Below are 25,089 nucleotides of genomic sequence, written 5' to 3'. Positions count from 1 at the left end.
GGGGTGATTAATGATGACTAAAAGAAAAGTAAATGTTCATGATTTAAGAAAGGATAATAATTTAAGTGCAGATGAAGGATGGGTAAAGATGGATGTGAAATGGGTGTGTACTGAACATACAATGGGATCTGAACATTCCGTTTTTGGCCATACAATATTTGAACCTGGCGGTGGGGCTCATGAACTCCATACACATCCTAACGCTGAAGAAATTTTATATGTAATTAAAGGTCACGGAATCGCAATTAGTGGAGACGAAGAATTTGATATTGGCCCTGGGGATTTAGTGTTTGTACCAAAAGGAGAGAAACATTTTTTTAAAAACACTCACTCCACAGAGAATTTGGAGACAGTTTGGGTTTATGGTGGAGCACCGTCTTTAGAAAAAGCTGGATATAATCCAATGGAGTAGGTGAGAAATATGAATGAAAAAACAAATAAAGACTTCATGAATAAAATACAAACAGTTAATATTAGTAGAAAAAAGTTTATAAAAGGGTTAACGGCAGCTGGAGGTATAGCTGCCCTTGGACCTTTAATTACTGCTTGTAATAATGCAGCGGATGAAATTACTTCTAATGGCTCTGAACCAGGACAAGCAGGGATAGCAATAAAAAAAGATGAACCAATGATCGCGATGTTTTCTACTCTAGATAACAATTATTACAAAATGTGGAATAGAGGCGCAGAGCAAGCAGTAGCTGCTTTGGATATGAAATATGACCAATTTGTAGATGAAAATGACCCCGGAACACAATTGGCATCTTTTGAAACACTTGTACCTCAACAGGATAATCAGATGTTTTTTATTACAACACCTGGTTCATCAAATATATTAACTATCGCTCAATTAGCAAATGAAAATCAAACTTATATGACAAATACTTGGAATATGCCTGATTGGACCACACCTATTGATACTGGGGATTATTATGTGACATATTTCACCCCTAACTCTATTGAAGGCGGATACAAAATGGCAAAAATACTTTTTGAAGAAATGGGCGGAAAGGGAAAACTGGCTCAAGTGTCTGGATTTCCAGGACATACTGCTGATTGGCAACGTACAGTAGGGCTTGAACGAGCGCTAGAAGAATATCCTGATATTGAATTGGTTGCATCGCAACCAGGAAATTGGAATCGGTCAGATTCTCAAAGTGTTATGGAAGATATTCTTAGTGCGCATCCAGATATAGACGGGGTTTACGCACAAAATGATGACACCGGGATTGGTGCAATGCAAGCTTTAGAAGAACGAGGTATGAAAGGAATACCAATTACCGGTAATGATGGTAATGAAGAAACAATGGAACTTATCCAAGAAGGAAGGTTTACTGCCACTCTTACGAGCCATCCATTTTGGCAAGCCGGATATAGTGCCGTAAGAGTTTATGATGCTTTCCATGGTTGGGAACCCACAGTTCCCGAGCGGATGATGTATACCGGTGATATGGTTATAGATAAAAACAATGTGGATGCTTACCATGAAAAATTTTATACACAAGAAGAAATACCCATTGATTGGAAATTAATGTCAAGGGTGTTGAATCCGGATGACTGGGACCCCCAAAACAACGTATGGCCATTAGAACCTGAATCAATGTGGGGTACAAGAGATAAGCCGTCAGGATACAGGGAATCCAAAGAAATTAAAGAATCCAAAGACAGTGGAGAATGGGAAGAAATTACTCAATTGTATGAGCAGCATTATAAGAAAAAAATTCTTGAATAAGGGGATGCTTAATATGGAGGGACTTAAAGATAAAGTTGCAATTGTAACTGGAGCAGCAGGTGGACTAGGAACGAATATATGTCGCACATTAGCAGAGAAGGGAATTCACATTGTAATGGCAGATAATTCTTCAGCTCTTCAAGAAGAATTCAAAAAATTTAAAAATGAATTCCCAGACAATCAAGGTTTTTCTTTTAAAACGGATGTTACAAAAGAAGAAGATGTACAAAATTTGGTTGAAGAAACTGTGAAAAAATTTAATAAGTTAGATATCATGGCCAACAATGCAGGTGTTGTTCAAGATATGTATGAAGTAGCTGACACTCCCATAGATGTCTTTGATAAAGTATTAAACGTTAATCTAAAAGGGGTATTTTTAGGTTCAAAACATGCAGCCAAACAAATGAAACAACAACAATTTGGCACTATTGTAAATACAGGTTCTTTCTATGGGAAAACTGGCCAAAAACAATTCTCTTGTTATTGTGCATCAAAAGCTGCTGTTATTAATTTTACTCAGTCTTTAGCATTGGAACTTGCAGATTACAAGGTAACTGCAAATTCAGTATCACCTGGAAACATGGCAACTGAAATGCATTGGAAGGCATTAAGAAATGAAGCGGAAATTAGAGAAATAAGCTTTGAAGAAATGAAAGAAAAAGTTATTGAGACAATTCCATTACGAAGACATGGTACTGGAGAGGATATCGCAGGCGCTATTTTATACTTGGCATCGGAACATGGTTCTTATGTAACTGGTCAAGCTTTAAATGTAAATGGCGGAGTTGAGCTTCACTGATATATAAAATCAGTAAATAATAAATAAATTATATTTGTTTATATGAATCTATTTTTTCTACCAAGAGAAAAAATTTTGGAAAATTAAAGTTTAGATCAAATATCGAAGTATCTTCAGCAGAAATCCAACTAGATTTGGATTCCTAAAAACTCAAGGAGAGTGTAAAATGAAAACGGTTAAAATGAAAGATAGTAATAATTTATTAGAGGAAACAGAAAAAATGAAAGCGGTTAATATAAAAGGACCTGAGAACTTAGTAGTAGAAGAACTTTCAATCCCTGATATTTCTTCTCAAGAAGTTTTAATAAAAATGAATGTTTGTGGAATTTGTCATTCAGATTATGAATTAATTAGTGGACAATATATTATTCCCTTTGAATACCCCATTACACCGGGGCATGAATGGGCTGGTGAAATTGTAAAAGTCGGTAGTGGAGTGGATGAGTTTAAAGTTGGTGATCGAGTCACAGGAGAATGTGTTATTGGATGCGGTACATGTTCCGTTTGCCAATCTGGGAATTTCTCTTATTGTCCGAATTCAGATCATTTTGGATTTACATTAAATGGTGGGGACGCAGAATATCTTGTCGCTAGACCAGAATGGCTTCATTTATTACCAGAGCAGGTGGATGATAAAACAGGAGCTTTAATTGAACCATTTAGTGTAGGATATTATGCTATAAATGTTCATGGAGGAATAGATGCAGGAGATTGGACGGTGATTTTAGGTGGTGGCCCAATAGGTTTGTGTACACTTGCTGCAGCTAAAGGGATGGGATCAAAAACTATTCTTGTAGAGCCAATCCAATTTAGAAGAGATATAGGTGAAAAGCTAGGTGCAGACATTACTATAGATCCTTTATCTGAAGACGTCCTTCAAAAAGTAAAAGATGTAACAAATGGATTAGGGGCTGACCTTGTAGTTGAGGCTTCTGGAAACAAAGAGGCCTTAAAATCAACATTCGATTTAGCTAAAAATAATGGCAATATTTCTTTTACTGGGATTAACATTGGGCAGGAAATTACTGTGGAATTAGGGAAAATACAGATAAAAGGTTTAAATATTAAAGGTACAGTGGGTTCCCCATATGTATGGGGACGAGTTGTCTCATTTTTACAAAATAATCCTATAGATTTATCTCCTATTGTAACTCATGAAATGCAATTGGAAGATGCGGAAAAAGCGTTTAAAATGGCTAACACTTCAAAGGATTGTATTAAGTTACATTTAATAAATAAATAATTTAACTTTAATTATGTTGTTTGAATCTTAAAATGGAAAAAATGTACAATTGTGAGAACAAGAGGTTTTGTAAGTTGTAGAAATGTTGAAATTCCGTGGTCACCGTAACGAAAGCTATGAAGTATTTTTTAAGCAGTAGTAAGAAAATAATGAGGTGAGTGAATACATGGAATTAAATAAACAAGTTGTTTTGGTTACAGGTGCAGGAAAAGGAATTGGTAAAGCAACTGCCCTAACGTTAGGAAATTATGGGGTAAATGTAATTGCTACAGATATTAACGTGGGAAATATTAAAAAAACTAGTGAAGAAATAAAACAACTAGGCGGACAGAGTACATTTATGGAAATGGATGTGAGCAAGAAGAAACAAGTAGATGTCGTGGTAGACTCTGTTATAAATAAATTTAAGAAGATTGATATCTTAGTAAATTGTGCGGGTGCTATTACTTCTGGATTTCTTGTAAATTTAGATGAAAAGAAGTGGGATCAAATAATGGATATAAACACAAAAGGGGTGTTTTTAACCAGTCAAGCTGTTGCGAAAAATATGATCCAACAAAAGCACGGCACAATTGTAAATATATCTTCTGTTGCATCAAAAACTGGAGAAGTTGGGAATGGAGTTTACTCTGTATCAAAAGCAGCTGTAAACATGTTAACGCAAACGTATGCTTTAGAATTAGCTCCCTATAACATAAATGTTAATGCGATTTGTCCCGGATATACTGATACAGATATAATGCAAGATGTTTTTGAAAAGCGAGGACCAATTGAAGGAGTTACACCTGACAAATATCGAGAAATGTTAATATCAAATGTACCATTACAAAGAATGGCAAAACCAGAAGAAATTGGTGAATTAATTGCTTTTATTGTGAGTGATAAAGCTAATTATATTACGGGAGCGACTATTAATATTGCAGGTGGTAAAGAGGTTCATTGAGTATTTATAAAGGAAGGAGACATTGAAATGTATTCAACCTCTTTAAACAGTAAAACAGCGATTGTAACGGGAGCTGGGAAGGGCATGGGAAGGGAAATTGCGTTAACCTTATCAGACGCTGGTGCCAATTTAGCTGTGACGGATATTGATGAAAACAGTCTTCAATCTGTTAAAGAAGAATTACAACAAAACGGAAAGAGTAATGTTATAGCAATTAAAGCTGATGTTACGAATGAGAATGATGCCAATGCTTTAGTGAATTCAACAATAAATGAATTTGGGAACTTAGATATACTAGTTAACAATGCAGGTGTCAGTAGCGCAGTTAATTTTTCTGAAATATCAGAAAGAGAGTGGGATCGAATTTTTGATATAAATGTTAAAGGAGTTTTTCTTTGTTCAAAGGCAGCAGTGCCGCATATGGTTAAACGGAGATCTGGAAAAATTATAAACATCTCTTCTATGGTAGCTAAAGAAGCAATACCGTTATTTGTACATTATTCAGCAAGTAAGTTCGCAGTACTGGGGATGACACAAGGACTAGCTAAAGAAGTAGCAGAGTATAATATTAATGTTAATGCAGTTTGTCCAGGCGTAGTACGTACCCCTCTTTGGGAACCACTACTAAAACAACTATCAAAAGAAAGATCAATAAGCTCGGAAGAAGCCTTTCTTGATTTCACCAAAGATATACCGTTACAGAGACCCCAAGAACCTAAGGATATAGCAAATATGGTTTTATATTTGTCATCTGATCTCTCAAAAAATATAACTGGGCAAGGAATAAATATTAGTGGGGGAATGCAACTACAATAATAAAAGCAGGAGGTTTTTTTACATGCTCCAAAACATTGGTATTCCAGGGTTAATTCTTGTTCTAGTTATTGCATTAATTATATTTGGTCCTTCCAAGTTACCAGAAATTGGTCGAGCATTCGGTACTACTTTAAAAGAATTCAAAAAATCAACTAATGATCTGGTAGATGTGAATCCAGATAAAGAATATAATCAAAATGAATCTGGAGAAGAAAAAGAGAGTTAAATAATGGAAACAAATGACTTTTAAAGATGTAAGGTAGGTTTACGTTTAACCTTCTTACATCTTTATTATAATAGGAAAGGAGAAAATAAGCATGGATAGTGAAATGAATATTGTAGAACACCTTAGTGAGCTTCGCAAAAGAATCATTATAACGCTACTATCATTTTTATTTTCTTTTTTAGTATCATTTCTATTCGTTAAGAATATTTTTCAGTTCCTGACCAAAGATCTTGATGATAAATTAGCTTTGTTGGGTCCAGGAGATATCCTTTGGGTGTATATGGTGATTGCTGGCACAGTAGCTATTGCTGTCACCGTTCCGATTGCAGCTCTTCAGGTTTGGAAATTTGTTGCCCCTGCATTTTCTATAGGTGAACAAAAAATAACACTATCTTTTATTCCTATCCTGTTTATTTTATTCTTAATAGGCCTATCATTCGGTTATTTCGCTCTATTCCCTCTTGTTATTTCGTTTTTGAAAAATCTTTCTGGTGATCAATTTGAAACTTTTTTTACAGCTGACAAATATTTCACATTTATGGTTAATCTAACTCTTCCATTTGGTTTTTTATTCGAAATGCCTGTGATCATTATGTTTTTAACTAAGCTTGGTATTATTAACCCTCACAAACTTATACGAGTTAGAAAAGTTTCTTATTTCATGCTTATTGTTATCTCTGTATTAATTACTCCGCCGGATTTTGTTTCAGATGTACTTGTTATTATACCTTTACTTGTTTTATATGAGTTGAGTATTATAATTAGTAAATTCGTGTACCGAAAACAAATAAATACAGAAATTAATATGCACTAGATTTGATTGATCCTATCATTTGATTATATGCAAGAACCTATAAAATATTTTATTACTATGTATACCCTATCTCAAAAATTTTAATATAAGGAAGATTGATAAGCGATGAAATTAAAATTATTTTCCCCTTTTAAAATTTCAAATATAACTTTAAAAAATCGAATAGTTATGTCTCCAATGTGTCAATTTTCCAGTCATGAAAAGGACGGTAAGATACAAGATTGGCATCTGACTCATTATATTAGTAGAGCCGTTGGACAAGTAGGATTGATAATTGTTGAGTCTACTGCAGTAACACCTCAAGGTAGAATATCTGATAAAGATTTAGGTATTTGGAGTGATAAACATATTAAAGGATTCAATAAATTATCTCGTATGGTACACCATCAAGGTGCACACATAGGGATACAGCTAGCTCATGCAGGTAGGAAAGCAACTGTCGATGGTGATATTTTTTCTCCTTCAGCAGTACCATTTGAAAAAATGAAAACTCCTATAGAGATGAGTAAAAAAGATATCAAAGAAGTTATTCAAGCATTTAAAGATGGGGCTGTTCGTGCTAAAAAAGCTGGATTCGATGTCATAGAAATTCATGCAGCACATGGTTATCTAATTAATGAATTTCTATCTCCGCTTTCTAATTTACGTCAAGATGAATACGGGGGTACAAAGATAAAAAGATATCGCTTTTTGAAAGAAATTATAGATGCTGTGAACCAGGTTTGGGATGGTCCTCTTTTTGTAAGAATATCTGCAACTGATTATCACAGTGAAGGAAATTCAGTCAATGATTATGTTGAATACGCAAAATTAATGAAGAATCAAGGGGTTGATTTAGTTGATTGTTCCTCTGGTGCTGTTTTAAATATTAAACCTAATGTTTATCCAGGTTATCAGGTAAAGTTGGCTGAAGAAGTCAAAAAAAGGGCTACAATAATGACTGGTGCTGTTGGTCTAATTACAAGTGGACTTCAGGCCGAAGAAATTTTAAGTAACGATAGATCAGACCTTATTTTCATCGGCCGAGAACTTTTACGTGACCCTTATTGGCCTCGTGTGGCTGCAGATGAACTCGGAACACCTATTGATGGTCCGAATCAATATGACAGGTCTTGGTCATGGAAAATCCGATACAAGCATCTAGATTGAAGTTTTTTTAGTCTAATATTAAATTCTGGAAGGTTAGTAACTCAACAAATACCTACTATGATCAAACGTGCTATGAATACTGGAATTGATGCCTCAAAAATCCCGAATAATGGATGGTTAAATGTCCACTATTCGGGAGCACTGCTTTTTTTATTTATGTCATACGTGTCGGAAGGTCTGTGTTGTCAAGCAGCCCATTAAATTCCTCAGACCCTGGGCCAAAGGCATAAAGCGGAACATCTGTCCCGGTATGTGCATCGCTTGTCCAGCCGACATAGGCATGCTCACTGATAACCGTGTTGATTTCCAGGGCAGGTTCTTCTGATGATTGAATCCTCGCTGCTTCTTCTTCAGAAATGTCGATATTTGCATATTCCTCTAAAACTTCTGCAGCATTGGAACGGTCGTCGTTTAGCTCTTCTGCCATTGTATTACCTGTTGCTGTAACATCATGAAGGATTTCCGGCTTGGATTCATACTCATCATATCCACCTACACTCATTCCACCTGTCTCATGGTCCCCAGCTATAACAACGAGCGTATTTCCGTCTGCTTCAGCAAATTCTACAGCTTCCTGCACTGCCATTCAAAAGCCTCTGTATCACTCATAGCCCAGGCTGCATCATGTTCATGGCCTGCCCAGTCAATTTGGCTTCCTTCTACCATAAGAAAAAAACCATCCTCATTTTCTTTAAGTGATTCGATAGCTGTCTCGGTCATAGCTGCAATGCTCGGCTCCTCATCAGGTCGTTCCATTTCTGGAGTAAGTCCTTCTTCCCCAAATAACCCGAGTATTTTATCATGTTGTGTTGGATCTACTGCATCTAGTCCTTCTTGATCTTCTATATATTCAAATCCTTCTGATTTTGCTTCTTCAATTAAATTGGTTTCGCCTTGCTCGCCTCCCATTTCTTCAGGAAGGAATATGTTCTGTCCCGCCAAGTAATACATCTACATTGTCGATAAGCTGAGGCGCAATTTCTGCTTCTTTGTCTCTGTCATCTATGTTTGCTCCAAATACGGCAGGAGTAGCATGGGTAATGGTGGAAGTGGCAACCAGGCCAGTAGACATTCCAGCTTCTTCAGATTGGTTCAAAACACTTTCAAGTTCTTCTCCGTCGGGTGTCATGCTGATCATTCCGTTATCCGTTTTTTCTCCCGTCGCCATAGCTGTTCCTGCTGCTGCTGAATCAGTCACCTTATTATCGGCCGATTCGGTCTTCATCATACCCGTTAAAAAATTGTCCCAGACAGGTTCTCCTTCTTCTTTATAGTGTCGGTAATTTGTAGCATAATTGGCATCAAATCCATCAGGGATCATGTAAATTACATTTTCGACTTTTTCGTTGCCTTTTCCATTTGAGTGTGGAGGTGGGCTGTCGCTATTTCCGACACCTAATGTCGAATTTGTTCCTGTCGCAAAAATTAGGGTTGCCCCCATCCCTAGAACAGCTAAGCCTCTTAATTGTCGATGAATAGATTTCACTGTTTTCTCTCCCTTCTAGTTGTGAATCACTTTCTACCCTAAAGAAGTAATATTAAGTGAGAATAAAGTGAGTGTAAGAATCAAACAGAGAGCTCAATCTTCTTCTCTATCCCTTGAGAAAATGGAAAATATATAGCAAGCCTAGTACTTTCGTTTTACTGAAAAATGTTAAAAGGATAAATATACTGTAAAATTTATTTAAGAAATATTTGAAAAATATTTCATCCTATAAAGAGTACCGTATAACGGAGTTTAAAAAGTTGGAGAGGATAATAAAAGTTTCCATTACTAAATTAAATGATGAAAGCTATACAAATTCAGTCCAAAGTCGAAAAGATGAAACTAAAACTAGTAAGAGATTCCAATTCCCCAGCCTGGAGAAGCAAGCGTTGCTCGTGTAGTGGCATGTGGAGTATGTAATGGAGATTCCTTGACTTTTAATGGAGTGTATTCCCTTGTTTCTGGCTAAAAAGTCATTGGCGTAGTTGAAGAACTCGGCGAACGTTCGACCAAGTGGAATATTGGAGGATGTGTTGGCATTGGATTTAATGCAGGAAATAGCCATGTAACGGATCTAACAATGGATGGTGGTTATGCTGAATCATGAACGCCCCGTGACCACAAAAACCGGTGGTATATTCCTTTTTCTGTTTTACCAATATGCGGATTGAGTAAATGCATTGGATAGGATAGAGTGTAAAATATTTTACATACTATTTAAGAATTATTATGTAATATCAATATTAATAATATTTAGATTTATCATATTATTTTGTGAAAGGGGCATAAAGATGATTCCATAAGCTTTTAACTAGGTAAGGTAGAAAAGCACAGGGGGAGAATAGGAACCACAATAGGTACTAGATTAAGAATAGAAAGGATGATGTTATAGTGGACAAGGCCAGTTTATCTAAAGAGAAAGCAATTCAGGAACCTCCAGTTCAAGAGCCGAGAAAAAATAAAAGATGGGTCATGCCTGATGTTTTTGTCATCTTGTTTATTTTTTTGCTTCTAGCTTTTGCTGCCTCTTATGTCCTTCCCTCCGGGGCTTTTGAGAGGGAGGAAAGTAACGGTATTACACAGATTGTTCCCGACAGTTTTCAATATTTGGCTGCTGATCCGATTTCATTTATGGATATTTTTGTGGCTATTCAGCAAGGATTTATTGGTTCAGCCGGAATTATATTTTTAATCCTTGTTATGGGAGGAGTAGTAAAGGTAATTGAATCAACGGGTGCAATTAACTCAGGAATCCATAATCTTATCCAAAGAACGAAAGGAAACCAATACTTATTAATTTTCTCTTTCTGCGGTACGTTTGCATTACTCTCAACAATAGGGATTGCACCTAACCTTGCCATTGCTTTCGTTCCGATTGGACTTCTATTGGCCCGTTCTTTAGGATTAGATCCTCTTATAGGAGTTGCTATGGTTTTCTTAGGGGCATATTCAGGGTTCAGCGCGGGTATATTTGACCCTTCTGTCACTGTAATAGGTCAGACTATTGCTGAACTTCCACTATTTTCTGGATTGCTTTTTCGAGTAGCAATATTTGTTGTATTCGTGATTGTTACTATTCTATATATTTGTCGTTATGCTGAAAAAGTACGAAAGAATCCATCTAACAGTATAATGGGCGTGGATTCATTTACCAATCAATCAAAAGAAGAAGACACCAGGAACAAAGATCTTACCTTTTCAAGGAAACACAAAATAACCATTATGCTATTTTTCTTATCCATTGGTATTTATTTGTATGGTGCTTTCACATATCAATGGGCGCTTAATGAACTTACAGCAGTGTTTCTCATGCTTAGTATTTGTATTGCAATTGTTGCCCGGATTACACCGAATGATTTCATTCAGCGATTCATGAGTGGAGCAAGCGCAGTCCTTTACGGGGCTATGGTAGTTGGAATGGCCCGTTCGGTTATTATTCTATTAGAAGATGGACAAATCATTGATACGATTGTCTATGGTGTTTCCTCAGGGTTAGAGAGCACCTCGCCTCTAGTAGGAATGCAGCTTCTGTATATATTTAATTTTATATTCAATGGATTAATTACCTCTGCGTCGGGACAGGCTGCTATCGTTATGCCCATAATGGTGCCTATTGCCGATATGATGGAAGTGACCAGACAATCAGCATTTATCACTTTCAAGTTAGGAGATGCTGTAACTAACATTATTACGCCATTATCCGGGACATTAATGGCATGTCTGGCAATAGGAAAAGTATCATATGGTCATTGGTTGAAGTTTGTCTTTCCACTATTATTGATTTGGCTTGTGATTGGGGCACTATTTGTCGCAACGGCTCAATTGATAAATTATGGACCATACTAAGTTTTTGGAGGGAATAATGAATTTACAAAATGTAGAACAATTAATCAAAGAAAGAGCAGATGATTATATCGAAGATTTATTTGTACTATTGAGAAAAAAAAGTATCCATTCCAATGACACTGAAATAAGAGAAACCGCCCATTTTATCATAAAAAAAATGGAAGAGATTGGGGCGAGTACCCGTTTCATTGAAACAGAAGGGAACCCGGTTGTATATGGAGAAATCATAAATAAGCAAGAAAATTTCACGTTATTAATTTATGGGCATTATGATGTCCAACCTTCTGGACCAGTGGAAGAATGGTTGTCTCCTCCTTTCGAACCGACTATACGGGATGAAAAAATATATTCTCGAGGGGCTGGAGATAATAAGGGACAGTTAATGGCCCAGATTCTTGGGATTAAGTCTTATCTTGAGGTATTTGGCTCTCTCCCTATTAATATAAAATTTGTCTTTGAAGGAGAAGAAGAAAATGGGAGTACAAACCTAGCTTCTTTCGTTGCTTCCCATCAGGACCTTATAAAAGCTGATATGGTATATACTGCTGACGGTTCTATGCATGAAAGCGGAGCACCCTTTGTACTTCTGGGGGTCAGAGGTGTTTTAGGTGTAGAACTAACAGCAGAAGGAGCACAATGGGACAACCATTCTGGGAATATGGGCAATATTTTGCCTAATCCTGTCTGGCCCCTGGTAGAATTGCTGCAGACGATGTGCGATAGAAATGGAAACATATTGATTGAAGGGTTTTATGATAATATAAAAAAGCCTTCTTTGGAAGAAGAAAGGTTATTGAAAGAACTCCCATTTGATTTAGAAAGCACAGCAAAAAAAGTAGGATACAGTAAACTAAATATGTCTGGAGAAGATTATTACCGTCTACTAACAATGACTCCTACCTTTAACATTGCCGGCTTTAACAGCGGGTTTAGCGGAGAAGGTCTGAAAGGTGTCATACCTGGTCAGGCAAAGGTTAAAATAGACATGCGCTTAGTGGCTGATCAAGACCCAGAGGATATTTATCAAAAAGTTTGTGATCATGTTAGAAAGTATGCTCCTGAAGTGAAAGTCAAGCATTTGGGAGAGATGAAACCTTCGAGGACCGCTGCAGGCTTAGAAGTTGTACAATTAATAAACGAAGCGGTGGCAGAAGCTTATCATACTGAACCTGTCTTACAGCCAAGCCTGGGTGGGAGTCTACCTGTTTATGTTTGGACAGATATCCTGAAAGTTCCTTCCGTGATTGTCCCATATGCTAATTTCGATCAAGCAAACCACTCACCGAACGAAAACCTGAACTTAAAAAATTATTTCAATGGGATGAAATGCATCAGCCATGTAATCCACAAGCTTAAAAGTATTTAAAAGATTAGGTCTCTTTCCGAGTGAAGGTTCCCCATCGTGAGAAGAGGCAAAAAGAAAGGATTCCTTTTTGATGGATAGAGTGTTTTACGCTTCTATCCGACAAAAGGAGTCTTTTTTTGAAAGGTAAGAAAGTACAAATATTTGGCGTTTTAAATGTCATTCTACTACTACAACGATTCGTTGCTTTGTCTTTCTTTCAATCAGGAAGCAGAGAAATTGCTCTGATCGATCCACTCAAAGTCGATGCCACGGAAGACGACCATCTGTGAATCTGCTGTGCAGAAAGCATCGAGGAATCCTATGTTATTGAGACAGGTTCAATTGTGCCGTTATCTTTACTAGGTTATTAAAACCTGTTAGAGAGCGCATGCAGAAGAACTTCCACCAAGTGTCGTGGACATTGAATGGCTGGTAAATTAGATCAGATTCTTTTATAAGATAACAATGGCTAAATCGAAGGTATTATTGCCAATCAGATGAAAGTCATTAAAATGTATGATTGCCTGTTACTGCATCACCAAATGAAATGACAGTGAAGTAAAAAGTAGCAGGCACTGAGATCCTGCTACAACATTTGATTCGAAATTATTTTACAGTCTAATAGAAAGTGTTATCCTAAAAAGCTTATTCTCTCTCAATAACTAGCTCACCTTCTTTTATGACCATTTTAATATTTTCATTTGTTTGCAAAACGTTCAAATCTTTAAGAGGGTTTCCATCCACAACGATTATATCTGCTATATTTCCTTCTTGAATCGTTCCTAAATTATCAAGCCTTAATGCTTCTGCCGCATATTTAGTAGAACTTTTAATTGCGTCCATTGGATCCATGCCACAGTCTAAAAGGCATGATAGTTCATAAGCATTGTCTCCGTGGTAGTTAAACGGCGTTCCTGCATCAGTGCCGGTAACTACAGTAACACCGGCTTTCAATGCCTTTTTGAGATTTTCGTAGTGTTTCTCGCTGTAGTATTCTACTTTTTTAAGATGATGATCAGGCACACCACCTTCTCTGCCATAAGTAAGTGTTTTAAAGGCTGACAATGTGGGCACTAAATATGCCTCTTTTTCTAGAAGCAATTCAATACCTTCTTCATCCAGGAAAGTTCCATGTTCTATCGTTCTTACTCCAGCTTTGAGGGCCATTATAATTCCACGTGCTCCTATTGCGTGAGCGCCAGTAGTTTTGCCAAATTCCTCTGCTGCCTCGACAGCTCCGAGCATCTCATCTAGCGTAAATTCTAAAGCGGTGGCAGGACCTATGGAAGATCCTCCGCCAGTCGCCATTAATTTAATATTATCGGCACCTAGCTTTAATTGCTCTCTAGCCCCTTTTCGTACTTGATCTTCTCCATCCACGATTTTTGCTATTCCTTGGGCTTTTATTCCAGAAGGAATTTTGTCACCATGACCTCCGGTTATTGATAAGGCATTCCCACTGGCAATAATGCGGGGGCCTGCTATTTCGTTTTGCTCGATAGCTTTTTTGATTGTAATATCAACATGCGCCTTTTCCCCCATCGTTCTCAGTGTAGTGTAACCAGCTTCTAATGCTTTTTTTGCTCGACTTATCGCTTTAATTAAAGTCATTTGAGCATCTTCCATAATGATGGAATAAATCATATCAGGGTCACCGTTGTAGCTTAAATGAACGTGCACGTCAATCAAACCTGGCATTATAGTTTTTCCGTTTAAATCATAGATAGCTGCATGTTGTTGATGTTTTTCTAAAATGTCATCGGTACGTTTTCCTGCATAAGTGACGGTTTTATTTTCTAAGACAACAAGGGCATCTTCGATAGGATTGTTATGTTCTCCATCAATTAATACTGCATTTTTTAAAACGGTTTTCTTCATGAAAAATCTCCTCATTTCTAATGGTTATAAAGATTCAATATTCTAATATTTTTTATTATTAGTAAAAGTCATTTTAAAAAGGGCCCCAATTTATCAATTGAGCGATCACTAAAAAGGCAATACCAAGCACTGTCCAAATGATAATTAATGGAAAAATGAAACGAAGCCATTTTTCATAAGGAACTTTTGAATAAGCTAAACTTGCCATAAGCACCCCTTGCGTTGGGAAGAGAAGGTTAGAAATGCCATCCCCTAACTGAGTGGCTAACACTGTCGTTTGTTTTGTAATTCCTACAAGGTCTGCTAAAGGAGAAAGAATCGGCATTGTGATAAGCGTTTGACCACTTCCTGAGGAAACAAAGAAATTAAATAAACCTTGAACTATAAAGATTCCAGTTGCTGTAAATGCTTCAGGTAAGCCATTGACTAGTACAAATAAACCCATTATAGTCGTATCAATGATTTGTCCGTCTTCAATAATAACTAGAATACTTCTAGCCATACCGATAGCAAAGGCAGCAAGTAATACTGTTTTTGAACCTTCAATAAAATGATCAGCAAAATCATCAAGTGTCAGTTTTCCCAGCTTTCCAATGATTAAAGCTAAAATAAAGAAAATTGCACCTATTTCATACATATACCATTCGAGTGCCAGAACACCGTAAATTATTGCAAGAAAACCAGTAATTAATACATAAGGAATCAAGCGATTTCCGCCTTTTTGTTCTATATGCTTCTGTGGCGTATATACGTTTTGAAGAAAAGATTCTGTTTCTTCATTTACTAAACCTTTATTCGGGTCTTTTTTAACTTTTTTTGCATAGCGTACAACATAGGCGATTCCGACACTTACAAATGTAATCAACACAATGAATCTATAACCAATACCAGAGTATAAAGGAAGTCCAGCTATATTTTGGGCAAGGCCTACAGTAAAAGGGTTGGTTAAAGATGCTTGAAATGCCCCATATACTCCAACTAAAGCAACTGCTGTTGTAGTAAGAATGTCAAATCGTAAAGCAATCATTAATGGCATAATTATTGGTATATAGATTAAAGCTAACTCCGCAGCACCAATAAACGCAGCGATGATTGAAAACAATATCATAAATATTGGAATTGCGAGTGTTTCCCGTCCCTCAAGGCGTATTGATAATTTATGAATCAAAACAGCAATGGCGCCAGTGGAATTAATAACTTGCCAAGCGCCGCCCATTATTAAAACGGTAAAAGCAACCATTCCTGCTTCTTCTAATCCTTTTGGGATAGCAGTAAACATTTCAAATAAATTTACTGGACTATTTTCTGTGAATGTAAAAGAATCAGGCACAACGACTTCTCGGCCATCAGGCCCTGTCTCCCTTTGAAATTCTCCGGAGGGAAGGATCCAGGTTGCAATCATGGCTAGTGCCATCATAATCAATAAAACAATTATTATATTGGGAACTTTTAACCTCTTTTTATTTATTTTCGTCTCCTTTTGATTTAAAGGTTTATTTGTTTCACTCTGCATAAAGGTGATCCTCCTTTAAATACAAATTAGTATTACGGGAAATGTAAATTATGTTCATTGTTTAATAAAGCTTCTCATTGCAGCTAAAGTTTATAGGTAATTCATTTTCGGCAGTAAGAATTTTATTTTTCCATCTGTCTATATTTATTCTTGTATAGTTTCAACTAATAGATCTATGGCTCTAGTAATGTCTTCTTTGCTATTATAAAAGTGCGGAGCTATTCGAATAACATCTCTACGGGCAGAAACAATTATTCCTTTTCTTCTCATGGATGCTTCTATTTCATTAGCATTCTCAACATAAATGGCTGTATTAGACCCTTTTAGCGCAGTATCAGTTGGACTTTTAATTTCTAAGGAATTTTTCTGAGCATAGGAAATAGTAAAAGCTGAAAGTTCTTTTAAATAACTTTCGATTTTATTCATTCCTACTTCCAGGATAAGGTTAAGAGCCTCTTTAGCAGCAAAACAATTAATCATTGGTGCTGTTCCAGAATCAAATCTCTGGGCACCTTTCTTATATGTCAAATCTTTAATGTCAAAAAGAAAAGGGTTGTCCTGTCCGAACCAGCCAGTAATTTTCGGATTTAATTTTTCGGCAATTTCTTTTTTTATATAAAGAAAAGCTACTCCAGGTATTCCTAGAAGATATTTTTGAAGCCCTGATGTTAAAAAATCGACATTTGATTCTTTAACATCAATGGAGACGTTGCCGGCGGATTGATAAGCATCTACAAATATATATGAGCCTTTGCTGTGAGCCAATTCGGTAATCTTCTTCACATCCTGCTCAAAACCGTTATAATAAGCAATCTGAGCAATAGATGTAAGTAACGTTTGAGAACTAAGTGTTTTGTCATAAAATTCAATAGGGATATAATCATTTACTGAAGAAATGAATTTTGTACTAGCACCTCTTGATTGTTGGGATTGCCATACATGACCAATTGTAGGGAAATCCATATCTGTGGTGACAATCTCGTTTCGGTTATCTGAAAACTCTAATGCCGTTGCAATAGCTGAAGCGGCATGTGAAACAGAAGAGACGATGGCAACTTCCTCCACTTCGGCATTGATTAATTCTGCAAAATATTTACGTGCTGTTTCAGCAGCTTCCACCCATCCCATCCAATCCATTCCAAACTGTTCCCATGAATTCATATATTCCTGTACGGCTTTTTTAACTGGTGTGCTTATAGCACTTTGAGAACAAGATGATAATTGAGTATAATGATTTAAACTTGGAAAAAGGTTTCTGTATTTAGAAAATTGAAATTCCATTTTTACACTTCCTTTTCAGAAATACTTATTGACTTTATTGATATCGGAGGGATTTTTTTGCTATATACACCTTGGTTGGACGACCTTTCATTTGATTGGTCGATTATTGAAAATAATGGTACTTTAATGGAGATAAAGAAAGACCAAATCTTATATCATTATAATGATCCTGTTGAATCTGTTTTCATTGTAAAAAAAGGGAGGATTCGATTATTTTTAGTTTCCGAAACGGGTGAAGAGAAGGCTATTGCTATTATTGGAAAAAATGGTGTCTTAGGTGAAGGCAGCATTTTCTTAAACGAGCCATACGCAACAAATGCAATTACCGCTTGTACCACTACTTTAATAAAATGCAGTCCCTCTTTTTTTAAAGAGGTCATTAAAGAGAACACAGCTTATTCTCAACAGCTGTTCGAAATGATGAGCATGAAAATTCACCTCCTTTCAGAGCAGTCTTTGCATCTTTCCTATGATTCATCGTTTCATAGAGTTTGCAAAACATTTGCAAACTTAGGTTTAACTTATGGTGAAAAACAGAAAGATGAAAGCATAAAAATAAAAATATCCTTCACTCACCAAGAACTAGCGAATTTAATTGGAACTAGCAGAGTCACTGTCACTAATCATATTCAGCTATTACTCAGCAACAAAGTAATTTTTAAAAAAGGAAAGTATTATTATATTAATAGTATAAGAGACTTATTTAATGAGATTTAAGTTAAGTAGGTATGATTTTAAAGTAAGTGTTGAAATAGTTATGTATTACATTTTACAAACTGAAAAGTTTTTATAATCTAAATACTCTTTATTTTCCTCGCTTTAAACAAAAAAATTTTCGCGTTTCTAGACTGGATTAATAGAAATATTCAGAGCGGATGAAGGATCGAATTACTTTACCTGCTAAGGGAAAATAAAAAGGGAAGAATTAATAACTTTGGAACACTTCACTTATTTAATAAGCTGGGAGCACAAAAGTCGATAAATATAAACATTAACCTCTTATTTAAGGACAGGCATGAGAGGATGTTATAAGAAATTAATATCGAGATCCAGGGCAATCATTATCCTCTGGATGAGTGGCTGGGCATCCGAAAGTATCATTGACAGATTTCCTTTGGTCGAAGTAAAAGTGACAGAAACGGCGGGGGAAGCTAAGTATAGAGTAGCAGCACGGATATGAAAGGAATGTACAGCTGTGGAAATCAGTTATCAGACGAGATAGGGACAGCGAAAGCTCAGGAGGATGAAAACGTGGTAATGGAACCTGAGGAAGAGCTTGCCTGTCGAAAGAGAAATGTGTCGACTATTTATTTTATGCGGAAGCAAACGGTGTTTTTAATCACGGAACGAATTAAAAAGAAAGGCATCGAAGTCAGCCGCGCGCTGGTGGGAAACCAATGGAAAACGTGTCACTCTCCTGCACTCGAAAGGGATATACCGACACATAGACCTTTGAATTTTGGGAATACAGGCTTTTACTGCGAGGAACTATCCTTAAAGAAGACCCAGGTAGGGACGAATCTGACAGGGGGGAGGGGACACAGCCGAAATTGTTTCAGGAAGCCCCTTGTTTGTCCAAAGGTAAGAAATTATAAATAGTTGGCGTTTTACATGTCTAGCTCCAGCGCCTACTTGCTCGAGAGAGTCAACACTTCCTGTGCAAGCCAGTTCAGCGTTGTCACAGGAGGTACTTCCACACGATGTGGTGACTTCTACGTTGCACACTCGTCGCCAAAAACGCCACGTCCTGTGGCATTGGCGACATTAGCACATCCTATGCGTCGACGTGTGCTAGTAGAGTTCATTAAAATGAGCTGAACGTCTGATGTCTTCCCTTTCGACTCCGGGCCGCAGGCGACCCTGCGCGAAAGCTCCAGAACCTGTCGCGTCTGACCAGGGCGCTTGCACTTTTCTTAAAAGATAAGAAATGATAAATATTTGGCGTTTTACATGTCTAGCTTCAGCGCCTACTCGCTCGAGATTCCTTCGGTTCGTCAATGGAAAGCAAAGATCAGCTTTCCATATGCCGACCCTCCAGGACTTGTCACTCGTGAGCAAGGCGCTTGCGCTTTTCTTATATCCTTCAATTAATTGGATGCCTGACGATGGGGTTTACCTAAGTATAATCGACCAGTAAGTCGGTGGTTTTAGGAATCCCCCACTTTAGCAAAAGAGTGTTTCTTTTGTAAGTGGGGGAGTTCAATCTTTTATCTTTGAATAGCTATATCAACTGTGCTTTCTTTAAGGTCGAAACGATCGGCATTCATAATCTTTACCCAGGCAGCGATAAAGTCATGGACAAACTTCTCTTTGTGGTCGGCTTGGGCATATACTTCGGCAAGAGCACGCAAAACAGAGTTGGAACCGAACACGAGGTCAACTCTCGTTGCCGTACGGACGACTTCCCCTGTCTGGCGGTTACGCCCTTCATAGACACCGCCGTCTGCAGGTTTCCACTCGACTCCCATGTCAAGCAGGTTCACAAAGAAGTCGTTCGTGAGTGTGCCGACACGATCCGTAAAGACACCGTGCTGTGTTCCGCCGTAGTTGGCCCCTAGAACACGCATGCCGCCAATCAGGACCGTCATTTCAGGGGCGGAAAGGTTTAACAACTGTGCCTTGTCTATCAAGAGCTCTTCTGGGCTGACACTATACTCTTTCTTCTGATAGTTGCGGAACCCATCTGCGAAAGGCTCCAGCACTTCAAAGTTTTCCACATCCGTCTGTTCTTGTGCAGCATCGCCACGTCCGGGCGCAAATGGCACCTTGACATCAAATCCTGCATCTCTTGCTGCTTTTTCGACCGCTGCACTGCCGCCCAGTACAATCAAATCGGCGAGGCTGACGTTTTTATCCAGCTGACTTTGAATGTCTTCCAGTACAGTCAATACTTTTGAAAGCTGTTCCGGCTGATTCACTTCCCAGTCTTTCTGTGGAGCTAGACGGATGCGGGCGCCATTTGCACCACCCCGCATATCCGAGGCGCGGAAGGTACTGGCGGAAGCCCACGCTATTGTGACCAGCTCGCTCACTGTAAGTTCGGAGTCGAGAATCTTCGCTTTCAGTTCTTCGATTTCGGCATCGGTTAACTCATAATCAACGGAAGGAATAGGGTCCTGCCAGATGAACTCTTCTTCCGGAACTTCCGGTCCTAGGTAACGTTCACGAGGACCCATGTCACGGTGCAGAAGCTTAAACCATGCACGAGCAAAGACATCGGCAAACTCGTCTGGATTTTGGTGGAAACGACGGGAGATTTTTTCATAGACCGGATCCATACGCATAGCCATATCAGCCGTAGTCATCATCGTTGGAACAAGTTTTTCAGAATTTTCTGCATCAGGTGCAAAATACTTCTCGTCCGGATTGACAGGGGCCCACTGATAGGCACCGGCAGGGCTCTTCGTCAGCTCCCACTCATATCCAAACAGCAGATCAAAGTAACTCATATCCCATTGTGTCGGAGTAGGAGTCCAGGCCCCTTCAATTCCACTGGTGATAGTGTAAGGACCATTACCGGTTTCGTGTGTGCTTTTCCAGCCTAAGCCCTGTGCTTCAATAGGAGCTCCTTCTGGTTCTGCACTAACATGAGAAGGGTCTCCCGCACCGTGTGCCTTACCAAATGTATGACCGCCGGCCGTGAGTGCCACCGTTTCTTCATCGTTCATTCCCATACGTTTAAAGGTTTCACGAATATCACGGCCGCTTCCGACTGGATCCGGCTCACCGTCTGGACCTTCCGGATTCACATAGATTAAGCCCATTTGAACGGCAGCAAGCGGATTCTCCAGCTCACGCTCCCCGGAGTAGCGCTTATTCCCGAGCCATTCTGTTTCAGGCCCCCAGTTGACGTCTTCTTCCGGATGCCAGATGTCCTCACGTCCTGCGCCAAATCCTATGGTCTTTCCTCCCATTGATTCAATTGCTACATTCCCTGCTAGAACGAGCAGGTCGGCCCAAGAAATCTTGTTGCCATACTTCTGTTTAATTGGCCAAAGCAGGCGGCGGGCCTTATCCAGGTTGCCGTTGTCCGGCCAGCTGTTAAGAGGAGCAAAACGTTGGGAACCGCTTCCCCCGCCACCACGGCCGTCTCCTATACGATACGTGCCTGCTGCGTGCCAGGACATACGGATAAAGAATGGACCATAATGTCCGTAGTCCGCAGGCCACCAGTCCTGACTGTCTGTCATGAGATGGTGAAGATCCTTCTTTAGCGCATCATAATCCAGCTTTTTAAATTCTTCTGCATAATCAAAATCTTCTCCCATTGGGTTTGTCTTCTTGTCATGCTGATGAAGAATATTCAAGTTCAGATGATTTGGCCACCAGTCTCTGTTTGAAGTAGCACTAGAGGTATTACTAGTAGCACTGCCATGCGCAACTGGACACTTTCCAATGTTCTCAATGTCTTTCATGTCTATACGTTTCCCCTTTCTGTGTTGAGTAATTAACAAATGAACATGCCTTTTAAGTGCAAAACTTACAAACTAGAGGCAATATTCATTATTACATTGTAATTATAATAAATTATGACTCAAATAAAAAGAAAAATGCAGCAAATTATAAAAATTTAAAATATTCGTGAGGAAAGAAATATAAAGCGCACCAAGATGAACAGTTTCCTCACAGAAAAAATGGTCTATCTGCTATCCGACGGTATGGCGCCGGCGTCTAAGAATTCAGCAACATTATCACGCTATGCCCAGAGATATCGTAACCGAGAAACTTTAAAAAACTTTATTAGTTTGGTGTGAGTAAGTATACTCTTATCAACAAACAATGAAAATGAATAATTAATAAAATAGAGTTTTAATAACTACTGCTCAATTTTTTGTACTTGGCACATTCAATTGGTAAAATTTCACTAAGGGATTTTTTGTGAGTACTTCTTACAAACGATAAAGGTTTTGTCTTTATTAAATTGCTTAAAGAAAGAGAAGTTCACTAATTCTTAGATGAAGAATTTAAATTAAAAAATGGAAGAATATAAAGTGGATAAAATAGGACAAAAACAAATAAGGGAGATATGATGACACAGATTAAAGAAATGGGATGGAACTTCGATAATAGTTATGCCCGTCTGCCGGAATCGTTTTTTAAAAACATTGAACCAGTACCTGTACATTCACCGGAGTTGGTCATTCTTAATAAGTCTTTTGCAAAATCATTGGGATTGAACGAGAAGAACCTGCAAAGCAAAGAAGGTATAGAAGTTTTGGCTGGAAATCAGGTTCCCGAAGGTGCTTTGCCTATTGCACAGGCTTATGCCGGTCATCAATTCGGGCACTTTACCATGTTAGGGGACGGTCGAGCTGTACTTCTTGGCGAACAGATCACACCTTCACAAGAACGGATTGATATACAACTCAAGGGTTCAGGCCGAACCCCATTCTCTCGCGGCGGAGATGGCCGAGCGACACTTGGACCGATGCTGCGGGAATATATTATCAGTGAGGCAATGCATGCGCTTGGTATTCCTACCAACCGCAGTCTCTCTGTTGTGACAACTGGGGAGTCTGTGATTCGCGAAACCATTCTGCCTGGTGCCATTCTAACGCGAGCAGCAGCCAGTCATCTGCGCATCGGCACTTTCGAATACGCAGCAAAATGGGGCAGTATCGAGGAAATTCGAATTCTTGCTGATTATGCAATTAAGCGTCATTTTCCGGAAATGGAAGATAATGAGGATCGTTATCTTTCACTGTTTCAAGAAGTGGTCGAACGTCAGGCTGCGCTGATTGCCAAATGGCAGCTCGTCGGCTTTATCCACGGGGTGATGAATACGGACAACATGACTATTAGTGGAGAAACCATCGATTATGGTCCATGCGCCTTTATGGATGAATATGACCCGGCAACGGTATTTAGTTCTATTGATATGCAAGGCCGCTATGCCTATCAAAATCAGCCGGCCATTGGCCAGTGGAATCTTGCACGCTTTGCTGAAACGCTATTGCCGCTGCTTCATGAAAAGCAGGAACACGCGGTCGAACTGGCCCAAGAAGCTCTTTCAATGTATGAGCATTTGTATCATAGTCATTGGCTTGCGGGCATGAGGGAAAAACTAGGAATACAGAACGAAGAGGAAGAAGACAAACCTTTAATTGAAGATCTCCTCCGTATTATGGAGAAGCACCATGCTGACTTCACCAATACGTTCCGCGCTTTAACATTAGACAAGCTGGAGGATACACCTATGAATGGAACAACAGAGTTCACGCATTGGTATGAGCAGTGGCAGAAGAGACTGACTAGACAGGAGAATTCGACAACTTCTGCCTATCAATTGATGAAAAATTCGAACCCTGCGCTTATCCCTCGTAACCACCGAGTAGAAGAGGCGCTTGAAGCCGCAGTGAATAAAGGAGACTACAGCGTGATGGAACAGTTTATGGACGTTCTTTCAAATCCTTATGCCTATTCCTCTCTACAAGAGGAATATACCAAGTTGCCTGAGCCATCAAACCGCCCTTACGTAACTTATTGCGGAACATGATTAGAGATAGACAGAGTCTATACAACGGTTTAAATAGAAAAAGGGCCAAGCCCCATTCTAATGTCATTATGTTTTCGACCAAGAAAATTTGAATAGGAGGAATGGGGGTGGCCCTAGCTATTTTGGTGAAATCCTCCATTGTCGTGGATCTCAATCAACTCATGGAAAAAGAGCGGGAATACTCCTTACAAGCGGAAGCCCAAGAGCGTAATGAGGAGCGAGTCGATTACAAAAATAAGTCATTACGAGCGGGGTTATACCCCTGAAACTTTTTTTATTTTAATAAAGAATGAGAAGGTTAGGCAGGACTTAAAAAACTTTTTTTGAAATAGTTCTTTAGTACCTTTAAGTGGTACTAAAAAATTTTCTTCAAAAAAGGAGAGTACGTCTATGAAAGATGCAAAGAGAGAGGTCATACGCCGCTTTTATGAAGAAATACATAATGATGATGATTTAAGCAAAAAAGATGAAATTCTGTCATCTAATTATTTAGTACACGAGTATGACCAGGACCGCAATGAACTGGTAGTAGAGGAACTTCACAAAGCATTTCCTGATATTCACTATAATGTTACTCACGTTGTGATTGATGGAGAGATGGCAGCTGTCAACTGGGTAGCAAAGGGAACGCATAAAGGAACGTTCAGCTACATTCCTGTATCGCCAACAAACAAACAAATTACGATTAAAGGGGCTCATTTTCTCCGGTTTGCAGATGATAAAATTGAAGAAGTATCGCTGCACACCGACCGCTTGGGGTTAGCACAGCAGCTTGGCGTAGCTCCAGCGAATTAAATAGTATTAGGGGAGCTGAAGAAATTCTATATTGATCAGTTTCCCTTATCTTATATTTAACAAGTGATAAACTCGAAATAATGGTCTGCAATTAAAACTTGTTATCCTTCTATTGATTCAATATAACTAAACCTTTCTATTTTTCTTCCCTCTCTATTAGGTTTTCTAATTCTCTTACCTTATTATTATATACCTAATGTTGATCCCCTAATGTTAATTGTTGTGTG

General features: G+C 38.4%; 24 protein-coding genes. 17 read left to right on the top strand and 7 right to left on the bottom strand.

The window, feature by feature from the left end; all coding sequences use genetic code 11:
• Positions 1 to 10: 10 nt before the first annotated feature.
• The 9 genes from FZF09_RS14200 (at position 11) to namA (ending at position 7,722) form a co-directional block, all read left to right on the top strand.
• Positions 11 to 412 carry a cupin domain-containing protein gene (locus tag FZF09_RS14200; RefSeq protein ID WP_158737257.1) on the top strand — a complete coding sequence of 134 codons (402 nt, stop codon included), beginning with the start codon at positions 11 to 13 and terminating at the stop codon, positions 410 to 412.
• Between the two features lie 9 nt (positions 413 to 421).
• Positions 422 to 1,732 (top strand): sugar ABC transporter substrate-binding protein, encoded by a 1,311-nt coding sequence (locus FZF09_RS14195; protein WP_158737256.1) that lies wholly within the window; start codon positions 422 to 424, stop codon positions 1,730 to 1,732.
• Positions 1,733 to 1,745: 13 nt separating this feature from the next.
• On the top strand, positions 1,746 to 2,531 hold the full coding sequence (locus FZF09_RS14190) for an SDR family NAD(P)-dependent oxidoreductase (protein ID WP_199256798.1): 786 nt from the start codon (positions 1,746 to 1,748) through the stop codon (positions 2,529 to 2,531).
• A 166-nt stretch (positions 2,532 to 2,697) separates the two neighbouring features.
• The gene (locus FZF09_RS14185; RefSeq protein WP_199256797.1) at positions 2,698 to 3,774 is read left to right on the top strand and encodes a zinc-dependent alcohol dehydrogenase; all 1,077 of its coding nucleotides are present in this window, start codon (positions 2,698 to 2,700) and stop codon (positions 3,772 to 3,774) included.
• Positions 3,775 to 3,940: 166 nt separating this feature from the next.
• On the top strand, positions 3,941 to 4,717 hold the full coding sequence (locus FZF09_RS14180) for an SDR family NAD(P)-dependent oxidoreductase (protein WP_158737255.1): 777 nt from the start codon (positions 3,941 to 3,943) through the stop codon (positions 4,715 to 4,717).
• A gap of 27 nt (positions 4,718 to 4,744) precedes the next feature.
• Complete coding sequence (locus tag FZF09_RS14175; protein WP_158737254.1) at positions 4,745 to 5,533, top strand: SDR family NAD(P)-dependent oxidoreductase; 789 nt, start codon at positions 4,745 to 4,747, stop codon at positions 5,531 to 5,533.
• Positions 5,534 to 5,555: 22 nt separating this feature from the next.
• On the top strand, positions 5,556 to 5,759 hold the full coding sequence (locus tag FZF09_RS14170) for a twin-arginine translocase TatA/TatE family subunit (RefSeq protein WP_158737253.1): 204 nt from the start codon (positions 5,556 to 5,558) through the stop codon (positions 5,757 to 5,759).
• Between the two features lie 91 nt (positions 5,760 to 5,850).
• Positions 5,851 to 6,573 (top strand): twin-arginine translocase subunit TatC, encoded by a 723-nt coding sequence (tatC, locus tag FZF09_RS14165; RefSeq protein ID WP_158737252.1) that lies wholly within the window; start codon positions 5,851 to 5,853, stop codon positions 6,571 to 6,573.
• A 105-nt stretch (positions 6,574 to 6,678) separates the two neighbouring features.
• On the top strand, positions 6,679 to 7,722 hold the full coding sequence (namA, locus tag FZF09_RS14160; RefSeq protein WP_158737251.1) for an NADPH dehydrogenase NamA: 1,044 nt from the start codon (positions 6,679 to 6,681) through the stop codon (positions 7,720 to 7,722).
• Between the two features lie 154 nt (positions 7,723 to 7,876).
• Here namA and FZF09_RS23110 read toward each other — a convergent pair whose 3' ends face one another.
• The 3 genes from FZF09_RS23110 to FZF09_RS23100 are packed head-to-tail and all read right to left on the bottom strand — an operon-like array spanning position 7,877 to position 9,208.
• A complete protein-coding gene (locus tag FZF09_RS23110) occupies positions 7,877 to 8,308 on the bottom strand; it encodes an alkaline phosphatase (protein WP_255450582.1) in 432 nt (143 codons plus the stop codon).
• Positions 8,287 to 8,664, bottom strand: coding sequence for an alkaline phosphatase (locus tag FZF09_RS23105; protein WP_255450580.1), 378 nt, complete (start codon positions 8,662 to 8,664; stop codon positions 8,287 to 8,289). Before FZF09_RS23105 ends, FZF09_RS23110 begins: the two co-directional genes overlap by 22 nt.
• Positions 8,636 to 9,208: an alkaline phosphatase gene (locus FZF09_RS23100; protein WP_255450579.1), complete on the bottom strand. Its 573-nt coding sequence runs from the start codon at positions 9,206 to 9,208 to the stop codon at positions 8,636 to 8,638. The genes FZF09_RS23105 and FZF09_RS23100 overlap by 29 nt, the downstream gene beginning before the upstream one ends.
• Positions 9,209 to 10,099: 891 nt before the next feature.
• On the opposite strand from FZF09_RS23100, the gene FZF09_RS14150 reads away from it, so the two are divergent.
• The 3 genes from FZF09_RS14150 to FZF09_RS14140 all read left to right on the top strand — a co-directional run bounded on the left by FZF09_RS14150 (position 10,100) and on the right by FZF09_RS14140 (position 13,189).
• Positions 10,100 to 11,554 (top strand): YfcC family protein, encoded by a 1,455-nt coding sequence (locus tag FZF09_RS14150; RefSeq protein WP_199256796.1) that lies wholly within the window; start codon positions 10,100 to 10,102, stop codon positions 11,552 to 11,554.
• Positions 11,555 to 11,570: 16 nt separating this feature from the next.
• On the top strand, positions 11,571 to 12,920 hold the full coding sequence (locus FZF09_RS14145) for a M20/M25/M40 family metallo-hydrolase (RefSeq protein ID WP_158737250.1): 1,350 nt from the start codon (positions 11,571 to 11,573) through the stop codon (positions 12,918 to 12,920).
• A gap of 116 nt (positions 12,921 to 13,036) precedes the next feature.
• Positions 13,037 to 13,189 (top strand): hypothetical protein, encoded by a 153-nt coding sequence (locus tag FZF09_RS14140; protein ID WP_158737249.1) that lies wholly within the window; start codon positions 13,037 to 13,039, stop codon positions 13,187 to 13,189.
• A gap of 355 nt (positions 13,190 to 13,544) precedes the next feature.
• On the opposite strand, the gene FZF09_RS14135 is transcribed toward FZF09_RS14140, so the two are convergent.
• The 3 genes from FZF09_RS14135 to FZF09_RS14125 all read right to left on the bottom strand — a co-directional run bounded on the left by FZF09_RS14135 (position 13,545) and on the right by FZF09_RS14125 (position 17,571).
• A complete protein-coding gene (locus FZF09_RS14135; protein WP_158737248.1) occupies positions 13,545 to 14,777 on the bottom strand; it encodes a metal-dependent hydrolase family protein in 1,233 nt (410 codons plus the stop codon).
• Between the two features lie 73 nt (positions 14,778 to 14,850).
• Positions 14,851 to 16,290, bottom strand: coding sequence for a YfcC family protein (locus tag FZF09_RS14130; protein WP_158737247.1), 1,440 nt, complete (start codon positions 16,288 to 16,290; stop codon positions 14,851 to 14,853).
• A gap of 144 nt (positions 16,291 to 16,434) precedes the next feature.
• Positions 16,435 to 17,571 (bottom strand): aminotransferase class V-fold PLP-dependent enzyme, encoded by a 1,137-nt coding sequence (locus FZF09_RS14125; RefSeq protein WP_158737246.1) that lies wholly within the window; start codon positions 17,569 to 17,571, stop codon positions 16,435 to 16,437.
• 57 nt (positions 17,572 to 17,628) lie between these two features.
• Here FZF09_RS14125 and FZF09_RS14120 point away from each other — a divergent pair, with 57 nt between their 5' ends.
• On the top strand, positions 17,629 to 18,288 hold the full coding sequence (locus FZF09_RS14120; RefSeq protein ID WP_158737245.1) for a Crp/Fnr family transcriptional regulator: 660 nt from the start codon (positions 17,629 to 17,631) through the stop codon (positions 18,286 to 18,288).
• A 1,233-nt stretch (positions 18,289 to 19,521) separates the two neighbouring features.
• A complete protein-coding gene (locus tag FZF09_RS14115) occupies positions 19,522 to 19,662 on the top strand; it encodes a hypothetical protein (protein WP_158737244.1) in 141 nt (46 codons plus the stop codon).
• 116 nt (positions 19,663 to 19,778) lie between these two features.
• Here the strand turns inward: FZF09_RS14115 and katG are convergent, their stop codons facing one another.
• The gene (katG, locus tag FZF09_RS14110) at positions 19,779 to 21,986 is read right to left on the bottom strand and encodes a catalase/peroxidase HPI (RefSeq protein ID WP_158737243.1); all 2,208 of its coding nucleotides are present in this window, start codon (positions 21,984 to 21,986) and stop codon (positions 19,779 to 19,781) included.
• Positions 21,987 to 22,600: 614 nt separating this feature from the next.
• Between katG and FZF09_RS14105 the strand changes: the two genes are divergently transcribed.
• From FZF09_RS14105 to FZF09_RS14095, 3 genes are all read left to right on the top strand, one after another.
• Positions 22,601 to 24,067 (top strand): protein adenylyltransferase SelO, encoded by a 1,467-nt coding sequence (locus FZF09_RS14105; protein WP_158737294.1) that lies wholly within the window; start codon positions 22,601 to 22,603, stop codon positions 24,065 to 24,067.
• Positions 24,068 to 24,174: 107 nt separating this feature from the next.
• Positions 24,175 to 24,333: a hypothetical protein gene (locus FZF09_RS14100; protein ID WP_158737242.1), complete on the top strand. Its 159-nt coding sequence runs from the start codon at positions 24,175 to 24,177 to the stop codon at positions 24,331 to 24,333.
• A gap of 124 nt (positions 24,334 to 24,457) precedes the next feature.
• Positions 24,458 to 24,862 carry an ester cyclase gene (locus FZF09_RS14095; RefSeq protein WP_158737241.1) on the top strand — a complete coding sequence of 135 codons (405 nt, stop codon included), beginning with the start codon at positions 24,458 to 24,460 and terminating at the stop codon, positions 24,860 to 24,862.
• Positions 24,863 to 25,089 lie beyond the last annotated feature (227 nt).

Source organism: Alteribacillus sp. YIM 98480, assembly GCF_009765375.1.
Lineage (GTDB): Bacteria > Bacillota > Bacilli > Bacillales > Marinococcaceae > Alteribacillus.
This window is presented reverse-complemented; position numbering and strand designations above follow the sequence as displayed.